This window comes from Caballeronia sp. RCC_10 (genome assembly GCF_041360715.1).
Lineage (GTDB): Bacteria > Pseudomonadota > Gammaproteobacteria > Burkholderiales > Burkholderiaceae > Caballeronia > Caballeronia grimmiae.
The window spans coordinates 125,776-138,316 of the sequence record NZ_JBFUPT010000007.1 but is presented as its reverse complement, the minus strand read 5'-3'; the positions used below and the strand labels follow the sequence as shown (position 1 = coordinate 138,316).

The window sequence follows — 12,541 nt, the reverse complement described above, 5'->3', positions numbered from 1 at the left end:
CGAGCGCGAACGGATGTCGCGCTCTCTTTCTGCAACCCTGTTCAGGGCTTCGGCGCTGCGAGCGCCGGTCTTTCCAACAGCGCTTCGTCCCGTGAAGGACGAAGCGCTGCATGACGATTACTGCGGACGGAAGCCGTACAGCCCGCCATCGTGCGTCTGCACGACGAGCGTATTGCCTGCCAGCACCGGCGGCGCGGTAATTTCGCTGCCATCGGTCGGCGCGCGGCCGACGATCTCGCCGTTGTCCACGCTCAGGAAATGCACGAAGCCCTTGTAGTCGCCCACGACGACCGCGCGGCCCAGGATGAACGGCACGCTGACCCGGCGGCTCTTCAGCTTGTCGTTCTTCCAGACGGGCGTGCCGTCCGACGCGCGGAAGGCGTTGACCACCGACCAGTCGTCTCCGGCGGCGACGATCTGCTCGTCTTGCGCGAGACCGCTATCGCTCGAGAAGTTCTTCTCCCAGACCGGACGGCCCGAATTCGCGTCGAAACAGCCGATCTTGCCCTGGAACGTCACCGCGCAGGTCTGCGCGCCGACGAGACCCGGCGCGCCGGTCACGTCGTTGATGCGCTCGACTTCCGTCACGCCCTTCGGATACGACACCGGCGCTTGCCAGTACGCGTCGCCCGTTTGCAGGTTGATCGCGGCGAAGTTGCCGCCCGGGAAGCCCGCGAGCACCGCCTGATTGCCGGCGAAAGTCATCGCGGCGGCCACACGCAGATTTAGCGGCACGGCGCGCAACTGGAAGATCCACTTCTGCTCGCCGGTCTGCGCGCTGAACGCGATAACCTTGCCGTCGATGGTGCGCACGACTACGAGATCATTGCCGACCAGCGGCGGCGAAACGATTTCGCCCGGCGCCGTGGCCGTCCACAATTGCTTGCCGTCCGGTCCGAGCGCGTACACCGAGCCCTTCAGGCCGCCGACCGCCGTCAGGTTGCCGTCGCTGCCGACGCCCGCCGACAGATCGTCCTTGAGCTTGGTGCGCCAGACTTCCTGGCCGGTCGTCGCATCGATCTTCGCGACGGTGCCGTTCTCGCCCGCGGCGAAGACGGCATCGCCCACGGCGACCGGCGCGAACAGGTAACGGCCGGCCTTGCCGACGCTCGCCTTCCACGCCTGATTGACATTCAGCACCGGCTTGATGTCGACCAGCGGTGTCGGCACGCGGCGTTCGTCCTTGGTGGACGCACAGGCGGCCAGCAGGACGGTCATCGCGCAGGCGAAGGGCACGGCGTAGCGTTTCAATTGAATCATCGGTGGACGCAACATGAATGGGTGAATTCGGTTGACCGGCGCAGCCGCGCTTCGCTCGATGGCGACGCGCGGCGCGGCGGCTTGATTGGCGAAATAGCGTTGGCGCCTGAACGAGGCGACGGTCGAAGCCGTCGCTCAAGAGCGATCAGCCGCCAAGCGAATCGAGCTTGAACTCGATCAGTTGCCGGGTGGCCGCGTCATTCTTCGGCAGGCTGTCGAGCGCCGTCTTGTAGGCGGCGCGCGCGTCTTCGCGCTTGCCTTGCGCTGCGAGCAGATCGCCGCGGCGATCAGCAACGACGCCCTTGAACGCATCGAGCGGAGCGTCGGCGAGCAGCTTCAGGCCGGCGTCGTAGCTCTTTTCGTCGAGCAGGATCAGCGCCATGCGCAGCTTCGCGATCTGCTTGTACTCGTCGTCCTTCGCGTGGTCGATGGCCCACTGCAGTTGCGCCTTCGCACCGGCGGCATCGCCCGCTGCGTACAGCGACTTGGCCGCCGAGAGCGCCGACATCTGCGCGTACGCCGTGCCGCCGAACTTGTCTTCCATGTCCGACGCGACACGCGCGACGAGCTTCTGATCGTTGCCGTTCACGGCCTGCTGAAGCCGGTCGTAGAGCACCGAAGCTTCCGCCGCCTGTCGGCGCTGCCAGTAATTCCAGCCGTTGAAACCGGCCGCAACGACGAGCGCCACGAGCACGATCCACGTCGTGGCGTTACCCCATTTGGCCCACCAGGCCTTGACACTTTCCAGTGATTCTTGTTCGTCGTGGTAACTCATCGTCCAGCTATTCCTTCCTGCGTCTCATTGCCCATCGTGGCCTGGCACGATGGCGGGATCGGACCGATCTCCACGATGCGCGCGGCTCTTGATCCGACCGAAGCCCGTTCGTCAGGCGTCCTCGTCGGCGGATGCAACCATCGCATTGATTAGGTATTCGGTCAAGTCTTCCGCCGGAACGTTGACTTGCTCGTTCTTCTGCGCATCGGCAGTTTCGTCGCCGGTGCGGCGCAGCGGCTTCACGCCGATCGTTCCTTGTGCGAGTTCGTCCTCGCCGAGCACCACGGCGAACGCCGCGCCGCTCGCATCCGCCTTCTTCATCTGCGACTTGAAGCTCGCCGGCGCGCCGTCCGGGCTGCAGTGCAGAATGACGTCGAGGCCGGTGTCGCGCAGCCGTTCAGCGACGATGAACGCCTGCTCCGCCGCCTTCTCGCCCTGATGCACGACGTACACGTCCGTGCCTTCCGCTTCCGGCACCAGATTCTCTTCCTTGAGCAGCTCGAGGATACGCTCGACGCCCATCGCCCAGCCGCACGCCGCTGTCGGCTTGCCGCCCAGTTGCTCGATGAGCGGATCGTAGCGGCCGCCGCCTGCCACCGTGCCTTGCGCGCCGAGCTTGTCGGTCACCCATTCGAACACGGTGAGATTGTAGTAATCGAGGCCGCGCACGAGACGCGGATTGACGGTGAACGGAATGTTGTTCGCCTTCAGCAGACGCTGCACGCCGTCGAAGTGCTTGCGCGATTCCTCGCCCAGAAAGTCGACGAGCTTCGGCGCGTTTTGCGCGATTTCCTGCATCGCCGGGTTCTTCGTGTCGAGTACGCGCAGTGGATTCGTATAAAGACGGCGCTTCGCTTCTTCGTCGAGGGAATCGGCGTGCTGTTCAAGATACGCGATCAGTTCCTTGCGATGCGCCGCGCGCTCTTCCGCCTGGCCGAGCGAATTCAGTTCGAGCCGGATGCCGGTGAGGCCCAGGTCGTCCCACAGGCGCTGGCACATCATGATGATTTCGGCGTCCGTATCCGGACCCGCGAAGCCGAGCGCTTCCACGCCGACCTGATGGAACTGCCGATACCGCCCGCGCTGCGGACGCTCGTGCCGGAACATCGGCCCGATATACCACAGGCGCTTCGGGCCGTCGTACAGAAGATTGTGCTCGATGGTCGCGCGCACGACGGCCGCCGTGTTCTCCGGACGCATCGTGAGGTGCTCGCCGTTGAGCGCGTCGGTGAAGCTGTACATCTCCTTCTCGACGATGTCGGTCACTTCGCCGATGCCGCGCGTGAAAAGCTGCGTATGCTCGACGATCGGCGTGCGAATGTTCTGATAGCCGTATGCGCGCAGCAGCGACTTGACGGTGCTTTCGAAGAAGTCCCACAACGCGGCATCCTGCGGGAGGATGTCGTTCATGCCCTTCACGCCGCTCAGCTTCGAGAGCCGTTTCTTCTGTTCAGTCATCTGTCTTTAGAGTGATGCCACGGACGTCTCGACGCGCTGGCCGTAAGTGCGTTCGACGTAGTCGCTGACGATTTGCTGGAATTCCTCGGCGATGCGCTCGCCGCGCAGCGTCTTGACCTTTGCGCCGTCGATGAACACCGGCGCGGCCGGATTCTCGCCCGAACCCGGCAAGCTGATGCCGATATTCGCGTGCTTCGACTCACCCGGCCCGTTGACGATGCAGCCCATGACGGCCACGTGCATCTTTTCGACGCCCGGGTACTGGTCGCGCCAGACCGGCATCGAATTGCGCAGATACGTCTGGATCTGCGACGCCAGTTCCTGGAACAGCGTGCTGGTCGTGCGGCCGCAGCCGGGACATGCGATGACCATCGGCGTAAAGGAGCGCAGACCCATGGTCTGCAGGATTTCCTGTCCGACGACGACTTCGCCCGTACGCGCGCCGCCCGGCTCGGGCGTCAGCGAGATGCGGATCGTGTCGCCGATGCCTTCCTGCAGCAGCACCGAAAGCGCCGCCGTCGAAGCGACGATGCCCTTGGAGCCCATGCCCGCCTCGGTGAGCCCGAGGTGCAGCGCGAAACTGCAACGCTTCGCCAGTTCGCGATACACCGCGATCAGGTCCTGCACGCCGCTCACCTTGCACGACAGGATGATCTTGTCGCGGCCAAGGCCCAGTTCGACGGCGCGTTCCGCCGAGCCGACCGCCGACTGGATCAGCGCTTCATACATCACGCTTTGCAATTCCCACGGCTTCGAACGCGCGGCGTTTTCGTCCATCATGCGCGCGAGCAGATCCTGGTCGAGGCTGCCCCAGTTCACACCGATCCGCACCGGCTTGTCGTACTTGATGGCGGCTTCGATCATCTGCGCGAACTGCGTGTCGCGCTTCGCGCCCTGCCCGACGTTACCCGGATTGATGCGGTACTTCGACAGCGTCTCGGCGCACGCCGGATGGTCGCGCAGCAACAGATGGCCGTTGTAGTGGAAGTCGCCGACGAGCGGCACCGACACGCCCATGCGGTCCAGCTGTTCGCGGATGTGCGGCACGGCGGCCGCCGCTTCCGGCGTATTCACCGTGATGCGCACGAGTTCGGAGCCGGCCTGCGCGAGTTCCTTGATCTGGATCGCGGTGCCGATGGCGTCGGCCGTGTCGGTGTTCGTCATCGACTGAACGCGCACTGGCGCATCGCCGCCGATCGTCACGAGCTGGCCGCCCCAGCGCACGTCCACGGCATGCGACGAACGGCGAGACAACGGACCGCCGAAGACCGGATCGGTCGAACAAATCTTGCTGCTAATCAGGGATTGAGCTTCGGATTGCATCGAAAAACCCTTTGGCAACCGGCGCGCTGCGCATGCAGCGACCGTCGCTTGTTTGAAACCTCGAACGAGCGTCACGGCCGAACCGGGACGCCCTCGTCATGTCCGCGCGCTGAATCACCGACGCTGGCGGCTCCGTCTGCCTCTTACGGCAAGGACAGGCGCGCGACGTTTCCGCGTGCGCCGGAATACTTCTTGGCGTCGACGGGCTGATCGTCGATCGACAGCGACTCGACGCCCTTCGCGTTCCCGACGGTCACCTTGAAAGGCGCTTCGCCTTGCACGCGCTGCACGCTGCCCGCACGGACGAGGCCGGAAAACAGTTCCTTGCCGTCCTTGCCGCGTACGTTGAACCAGCTATCTTCCTTCACCTTCAGTTCAATTGCATTCGCGCCCGTGCCTGCGCTTCCGACAGCCGGAGCCGAAGCAGCCGTAGCGGTAGCCGATGCCGGGACCGCAGCCGCCGGAGCGGCCTTGACCGTCGATGCAGCCGCCGGCGCGCTCGCGCTTTGCACGGCTGCGATCGTCGACGACGACGCCGGCAGCGCGTTCGTGCCGAGCGGACGCGGCATCGGCTGTTCGCCGGGCGCCGCCGCCACTTCGGGCAGCGATGCCTCGCCGGTGTTCGCCGCTGCGGCTTCATCGGGCGTTGCGGCCTGCGAAGAGGCAGGCTTGTCGATCGACGTCGCCGCCGAACCCGCGCTCGACTTCAGCCGCGCAAGCCACGCCGACGAATCGCCACCCGTATGCCACATCACGAGCGCGGCGAGCACGGCGACGATCGCCGCCACGCCCCACAACCACGAACGCTTGCGCCCGGATGAATTGCCGAGCGGCATTGAGACGCGCCCGCGCGGCAAGCCCGCGCCAGACGACGCCGGCACCTTCAAATTGTGTTCAACCGGCACGCCCTCGCGGCGAAACGCCTGCGTGAACGGCGTCGGGTCAGCGCCCAGCACCTTCGCGTAGCTGCGCACGATACCCGCCGCAAAAGTGCGGTCCGGCAACTGGCTGATGTCGCCCTCTTCGAGCGCGGCCAGCTTCTGCGGCGACACCTTCAGGCGCGCCGATACATCGTCGATCGACCATGCTTTCGCATGCCGAAGCTGCGCGAGACGCGCCCCCACGGCTGCCAGCGAGTCCAGCGGCTCCGCCTGGCGCTCGCCCGATGCCGCCCCGTCGACGCGCGTCCGGCCATCATGCTGAGTGGCAGGCACATCGCCGGTATGACTGCCGAAAGGCGTCGGGTGTTGCGGCTCACTCATCCCAAATTCCTCGCATCGAATCTTTTATAGAGCGCTGCTGCGCCGTGAAGTGCAAAAAGCACTGAACAATACAACTCCGGCGCTGTTGCAGACCGCTTTATAACAAAATGTTCGGCTTTGCGCGCCCTGTGGAGCGCTTGCTTCGTTGTTATCTGTGTTCTTGTGTTGCGGCGGCACGCCAATGTGCCGCAAGGGCGCACCCGGCGTTCTGCCGGGACCGCGCCGCCGTCAGACCGCGCGCACCTCGATCACCTTGCTTCCCGCGCGGCTCGTGCGCTCGGCAAGCCGCGTGCGGTCCTGTACCGCGCCCGCGAGCTGACCGCAGGCCGCGTCGATGTCGTCGCCGCGCGTCTTGCGCACGGTCGTGACGACGCCCGCGTCGATCAAAATCTGCGCGAAGCGCTTGATCTGCTCGTTCTTCGACCGAGTCAGGCCCGACTCGGGGAACGGATTGAACGGAATCAGATTGAACTTGCATGGCACATCCCGCGTGACGGCAAGTAGTTCGCGCGCATGCGCCTCGGTGTCGTTGACGCCGTCGAGCATGCAGTATTCGAACGTGATGAAGTCGCGCGGCGCGACCTTTAAATAACGCTGACACGCAGCCATCAACTCGCGCAGCGGATACTTCTTGTTCAGCGGCACCAGCATGTCGCGCAGCGGATCGTTCGGCGCGTGCAGCGATACCGCGAGCGCCACCGGCAAGTCCGCCGCGAGGCGGTCCATCATCGGCACGACGCCGGACGTGGACAGCGTCACGCGCCGGCGCGACAGGCCGTAGGCGTTGTCGTCGAGCATCAGGCGCATGGCGGGCACGACGGCATCGTAATTGAGCATAGGTTCGCCCATGCCCATCATCACGACATTCGTCACGACGCGCTCGCCCTTGCCCGGGCCGCCGACCTCGCGGCCAAGCGACTTGCGCAGCGCGAACTCCGCCATGCGCAACTGGCCGATGATTTCCGCCGTCGTCAGATTCCGAGAGAAACCTTGCTTGCCAGTGGAGCAGAACCGGCAGTTGACCGCACACCCCGCCTGCGACGAGACGCACAGCGTCCCGCGCGTTTCTTCCGGGATGAACACGGTTTCGACCGCGTTGCCGTTGCCGACGTCGATCAGCCACTTGCGTGTGCCGTCGGCGGAAACGTGGTCGCTGATGATGTCGGGCATCGCCAGACTGGCGCGGCCCTTGAGTTTTTCGCGCAGCGATTTCGCGAGATCCGTCATGCCGTCGAAGTCGTCGGCACCAAACTGGTGGATCCAGCGCTGCAATTGCTTGGCGCGAAACGGCTTTTCGCCAAGGCTGCCGCAATACGCGACCAGCCCGGCGGCGTCGAGATCGAGAAGATTGACGGTGGTGCTGCTCGTCATGTCGAGTTCTGCCATTTACAGATTGCGAAGTCCGGACCGGTTCTATCAAACCTGGTCCGGGACCGTTCGCGCCAATTCCTGCTTTTTAACAACCATTTCTGCGTTGCGGCGCGATGACCGCGCCACTGGTCCGGCGCGGCGACCAACGCTTGAATCGGTTTCCCGATCGGCGTTTCGATTAACGCGAGTAGACGTTCACTTCCGGGAAGAAGAACGCCACTTCCTGACGCGCCGTTTCCGGAGCATCCGAGCCGTGCACGGCGTTTGCGTCGATGCTGTCAGCGAAGTCAGCGCGGATCGTGCCCTTCTCCGCCTTCTTCGGGTCCGTCGCGCCCATCAGGTCACGATGCTTGGCGATTGCGTTCTCGCCTTCCAGCACCTGGATCACGACCGGGCCGGAGATCATGAATTCCACGAGGTCCTTGAAGAACGGGCGTGCAGCGTGCACAGCGTAGAACTTCTCAGCGTCCCCGCGGGACAGATGAACCATGCGCGACGCGATGATCTTCAGACCAGCGTTCTCGAAACGGCTGTAGATCTGGCCGATAACGTTCTTTGCCACTGCGTCCGGCTTGATAATCGACAGGGTGCGCTCGATCGCCATGAAAAACTCCAAAAAATGAACTGTTTACGGATTAAAACGAATCGACAATTGTAGCACGAAGCAAGGTATGATTTCGATTGAAACCTTACGGCGCCGTAAGCATCAAAGAGGCAAGGACTGCGCGGTGCGCGGCGCGAAATTGAGGGGAGAACCATTGAATTCGGGGCGCTCCGCAGCCATATTGGATCCAAACGTGGCATTGCAACGCAGCGCCGCGAAATCGCTAAGAATGGCTTAAGTCTGCGACCCTATCATTTACGTGTGACGGATGTTGAAGCGGGACCAACGAAGACAATTGGAGCAAGGAGAAACCATGAACGAATCACCCTACAGCTTTGGCCGCAACGGCAGCGTTACCTCCGTGGAGGTGCGCAACAAGGTCCTGCGCAATACTTACTGGCTGCTCGCGCTTTCAATGGTGCCGACGGTCCTCGGCGCCTGGGTCGGCGTGGCGACGGGTTTCTCGCTGTTCGCCGCCACCAGCCCGGCAATGAGCTTCATCGCGTTTCTGGCCATCGCGTTCGGCTTCATGTTCGCGATCGAGAAGACGAAGGACAGCGGCATGGGCGTCGTCGTCCTGCTGGGCTTCACGTTCTTCATGGGTCTGATGCTGTCGCGCCTGCTGAGCTTCATTCTCGGCTTCTCGAATGGACCGCAGCTCATCATGATGGCGTTCGGCGGCACCGGCGTGATCTTCGCCGCGATGGCCACCATCGCCACGGTCAGCAAGCGAGACTTTTCGGGCCTCGGCAAGTGGCTGTTCATGGGCGTGCTGGTGATTCTGCTGGCTGCGTTCGCGAACATCTTCCTGCAACTGCCGGCGCTGATGATGACGATCTCCGTCCTCGCCATCGTGATCTTCTCGGCGTACATGTTGTTCGACGTGCAACGCGTGGTGAACGGCGGCGAAACGAATTACATCAGCGCAACGCTCGCGATCTACCTCGATCTGTACAACGTGTTCACGAACCTGCTGGCGCTGCTCGGCATCTTCGGCGGCAACCGCAATTAAGTCGGCGGAGCGCACAGAAACGAAAAACCGGCCTTCGGGCCGGTTTTTTTACGTCTGCTGAAAGGCGCGAAGCCTCAGTCGCGCTCGAATAGCGCGATGGATTCGACATGCGACGTATGCGGGAACATGTTGACGACGCCCGCGCCCTTCATCCGATACCCGGCTTCGTGCGCGAGCAGACCGGCATCGCGCGCGAGCGTCGCCGGATTGCACGACACATAGACGATGCGCTTCGGCAGCGGTCCGTCGCCGCTCTGCGCAATGTCCGCCAGCGCCTTCGATACCGCGAGCGCGCCTTCGCGCGGCGGATCGATCAGGTATTTGTCGAACGCGCCGAGCGCGCGCAAGTCATCGGCCGTGACTTCGAACAGATTTCGGCATGCGAACGACGTATAGCCGTCGACGCCGTTCGCCTTCGCGTTGTCGAGTGCACGCGCCGTCAGTGCTTCGCTTCCCTCGATGCCGACGACTTCACGCGACAGCCGCGCGAGCGGCAGCGTGAAATTGCCGATCCCGCAAAACAGGTCCAGCACGCGATCCGACGGCTGGGGCGCGAGCAGGCTCAGCGCGCGCGCCACGAGCACGCGGTTGATCTGGTGATTGACCTGCGTGAAATCGGTCGGCTTGAACGGCATACGGATATTGAATTCCGGCAGCGTATAAGCCAGCTCGCGGTCGAGCGGATAAAACGGATAGACCGTGTCCGGGCCCTTCGGCTGGAGCCAGAACTGCACGCCATGCTCATCGGCGAACGCGCGGATCAGCGCCTCGTCGGCTTCGGTGAGCGGCTCGAGAATGCGCAGCACGAGCGCGGTCAAGTCGGTCCCGACCGCCAGTTCGATCTGCGGCATGCGATCGCGAATCGACAGCCCCGCCACCAGATGACGCAACGGCACGAGCATCGCCGAAACGTGCGGCGGCAGCACTTCGCAGCTCGTCATGTCGGCGACGTAGCTGCTCTTGCGCTCGTGAAAACCGACGAGCACGCCGCCCTTCTTCTCGACATGCCGCACCGTCAGGCGCGCGCGGTACCGATAGCCCCACGACGGCCCGTGAATCGGCCGAAACATGGTCTCGGCGCGCAGCTTCGCCAGATGCTGAAGATTGTCTTCCAGCACGCGCTGCTTCACGGCGATTTGCGCGCGTACATCGAGATGCTGCATCGAGCAGCCGCCGCAGGTGCCGAAAAACTGGCACTTCGGCTTCGCGCGGATCACGCTTTCGCGCAGCACCTTGACGACTTGCGCCTGCTCGAAACTCGGCTTCTTGCGATAGCTCGAATAGCTCACCCGTTCGCCCGGCAACGCGCCTTCCACGAAGATCACCTTGCCCGGCTCGCCGTCCTCGTTGACCGTGCGGCCGACGCCGCGCGCTTCCATATCGAGCGCATCGATTTCGATTTCAGGCGCGACGAACGAGGGATCGGGCGTGACGGACTTGGCCGGCGCGGCGCGGCGGCGATGCGGATTTTTTCGAGCGGTTTCAGACACCTGCGTACTTCCTGACTGACGGGATGGCAAATGCGAGATTGTAGACGAACGTCACGAAGTCATCGTCCGAACGCGGCGAGATACTCGGCCCAGTGCGGCGATGCTTCCTGCGAGAGTGCGTTCTTGACGAAGTTGATTTCGTCGGCGTACTCGTCGGGCGTGAAGCCGCCGCGCATCATCTGGAAACGGCAGTACATCAGATACGTGTTGACGACATCGGTCTCGCAATAGTTGCGGATTTCCTCGAGCTGGCCGTCGCAAAACGCTTCCCAGACCTTGCCGCCGTCCATGCCGAGCTTGCCCGGAAAACCGCAAAGTTTGGCGAGCGCATCGAGCGGCGCGTTGGCGCGCGCCTGATACATCGCGAGGACGTCCATCAGATCGATATGCCGCATGTGATAGCGGCTGATGTAGTTGTTGAACTTGAACTCGCGATCGTCCTGGCCAAGATCCCAGTATCGCGGCGCGGCGATGCCATGCACCAGCGCACGGTAATGGAGCACGGGCAGATCGAAGCCGCCGCCGTTCCAGGAAACGAGTTGCGGCGTGTATTTCTCGATCACGCGATAGAACGACTGAATGAGCGCGGCCTCGTTGTCGCCCGGCGCGCCGAGCGAGCGGACGCGAAAGCCGCTGTTGTCCCGGAAAACACAGGAGATGGCGGCGACGCGCTGCAGATGATGCGGCAGAAAATCATTGCCGACGCGTTCACGGCGCGCGGCGAACGCATGGTCCGCGACTTCGCGGTCGGAGAGATCGTCGGGTAAGTCTTCGAGACGGCGAATGCCGTCGACATCGGGAATGGTCTCGATGTCGAATACGAGAATCGGTGTCATTGAATCCTGCGGATGTACGGCGATGCGACGCCCTCGCGGGCGTCGATTAGCGTTAAAGCACGGCGTCCTTGCGAACGCCGTTGGATGCGAAAAAGCGCTTGAGCCTCACGAGCGCCTCTTGCTGAATCTGGCGCACACGCTCGCGCGTGAGGCCCATCTCGTCGGCCAGTTCTTCGAGCGTCGCGGGCTCGATATGATTGAGTCCGAAACGTCTCTCGATCACATGCCGGTGCTTGTCCGACAGCCGCGACAGCCACAGCCGCGTAAGCGATTCCAGCTCGCGATGCTGCACCTCGGCGTCGGGCGACTGGCTCTGGTCGTCGGACAAGAGGTCGAGCAGACTGCTGCCAGGATCGAGGTCGAGCGGCGCGTCGAGCGATGCGGTGTGTTCGTTGAGCGCGAGAATATCGGTCACTTCCTCCGGCGTCTTGCCCGTGAGATACGCGATGTCGTCGATGCTCGCATCGCGGCGCTCGGGCGCGACGGCATCGTTCGAGTTGGCGGAATTTTTTTCCAGATGACGCTTCGCGCGCAGCACCTGATTGAGTTCGCGGATCACATGCACCGGCAGCCGCACCGTGCGCGCCTGATTCATGATCGCCCGTTCGATGCTCTGGCGAATCCACCAAGTCGCATAGGTCGAAAAACGAAAGCCGCGCGTTGGATCGAATTTCTCGATCGCATGCATGAGGCCGAGGTTGCCCTCTTCGATCAAATCGAGCAAAGGCACGCCGCGATTCAAATAACCCTTTGCGATGCTGACGACCAGCCGCAGATTGCGCTCGATCATCACCTGCCGCGCCTCGAACTCGCCCGCCTTCGCGAGACGCGAATACCGCTGCTCTTCCTCGACGGTAAGCAGCGGCTTCACGCTGATGCGGTTCAGATAGTGCTGGATGGTGTCGGCCGTGAGTTCGGCCTGGAGAAGCGAGCGGAAGTCGTCGGCATCGGGCGCGGAATCGTTTGCGCGCTCGGCGCCTTCTTCGCTCTTTTCCCGGCTTCCGCCTTCTTCCTCGGAGTCGACTTCGACGTCGATATTCTCGGCGTCGTCATCGTGAGTCGAAGCACCCTCCTCCACCGACACTTGCAAAGGTCGGCTGATCGTCTCAGTCTCGGCTTGCGGCAGGCGGCGCTTCGTTTTCGGCATGAT

The 12,541-nt window shown here is 63.3% G+C and carries 11 protein-coding genes; 1 reads left to right on the top strand and 10 read right to left on the bottom strand.

Translation table 11 applies throughout. The features are described from left to right. Positions 1–117: 117 nt before the first annotated feature. From bamB to ndk, 7 genes are all read right to left on the bottom strand, one after another. Complete coding sequence (gene bamB, locus AB6804_RS15295) at positions 118–1,260, bottom strand: outer membrane protein assembly factor BamB (RefSeq protein ID WP_035968334.1); 1,143 nt, start codon at positions 1,258–1,260, stop codon at positions 118–120. A 145-nt stretch (positions 1,261–1,405) separates the two neighbouring features. Then, positions 1,406–2,035, bottom strand: a complete 630-nt coding sequence (locus tag AB6804_RS15290) for a tetratricopeptide repeat protein (RefSeq protein WP_035968288.1) — start codon at positions 2,033–2,035, stop codon at positions 1,406–1,408. A gap of 111 nt (positions 2,036–2,146) precedes the next feature. Then, on the bottom strand, positions 2,147–3,493 hold the full coding sequence (hisS, locus tag AB6804_RS15285) for a histidine--tRNA ligase (RefSeq protein ID WP_244794613.1): 1,347 nt from the start codon (positions 3,491–3,493) through the stop codon (positions 2,147–2,149). Between the two features lie 6 nt (positions 3,494–3,499). Then, on the bottom strand, positions 3,500–4,816 hold the full coding sequence (ispG, locus tag AB6804_RS15280; protein ID WP_370887131.1) for a flavodoxin-dependent (E)-4-hydroxy-3-methylbut-2-enyl-diphosphate synthase: 1,317 nt from the start codon (positions 4,814–4,816) through the stop codon (positions 3,500–3,502). Between the two features lie 143 nt (positions 4,817–4,959). After that, a complete protein-coding gene (locus AB6804_RS15275) occupies positions 4,960–6,078 on the bottom strand; it encodes a helix-turn-helix domain-containing protein (protein ID WP_370887130.1) in 1,119 nt (372 codons plus the stop codon). A 228-nt stretch (positions 6,079–6,306) separates the two neighbouring features. Further along, a complete protein-coding gene (gene rlmN / locus AB6804_RS15270; RefSeq protein WP_370887238.1) occupies positions 6,307–7,449 on the bottom strand; it encodes a 23S rRNA (adenine(2503)-C(2))-methyltransferase RlmN in 1,143 nt (380 codons plus the stop codon). A 178-nt stretch (positions 7,450–7,627) separates the two neighbouring features. Beyond that, complete coding sequence (gene ndk, locus AB6804_RS15265) at positions 7,628–8,053, bottom strand: nucleoside-diphosphate kinase (RefSeq protein WP_035968284.1); 426 nt, start codon at positions 8,051–8,053, stop codon at positions 7,628–7,630. 313 nt (positions 8,054–8,366) lie between these two features. Here ndk and AB6804_RS15260 point away from each other — a divergent pair, with 313 nt between their 5' ends. Continuing rightward, positions 8,367–9,065, top strand: coding sequence for a Bax inhibitor-1/YccA family protein (locus AB6804_RS15260; protein ID WP_370887129.1), 699 nt, complete (start codon positions 8,367–8,369; stop codon positions 9,063–9,065). A 74-nt stretch (positions 9,066–9,139) separates the two neighbouring features. Here the strand turns inward: AB6804_RS15260 and rlmD are convergent, their stop codons facing one another. From rlmD to rpoS, 3 genes are read right to left on the bottom strand one after another with little or no spacing between them, the layout of a single operon-like run. Continuing rightward, positions 9,140–10,555 (bottom strand): 23S rRNA (uracil(1939)-C(5))-methyltransferase RlmD, encoded by a 1,416-nt coding sequence (gene rlmD, locus AB6804_RS15255; protein WP_370887128.1) that lies wholly within the window; start codon positions 10,553–10,555, stop codon positions 9,140–9,142. Between the two features lie 59 nt (positions 10,556–10,614). Next, a complete protein-coding gene (locus AB6804_RS15250) occupies positions 10,615–11,391 on the bottom strand; it encodes a 3'-5' exonuclease (protein WP_370887127.1) in 777 nt (258 codons plus the stop codon). A 52-nt stretch (positions 11,392–11,443) separates the two neighbouring features. Beyond that, positions 11,444–12,538, bottom strand: a complete 1,095-nt coding sequence (rpoS, locus tag AB6804_RS15245) for an RNA polymerase sigma factor RpoS (protein ID WP_035968277.1) — start codon at positions 12,536–12,538, stop codon at positions 11,444–11,446. Positions 12,539–12,541: the final 3 nt, after the last annotated feature.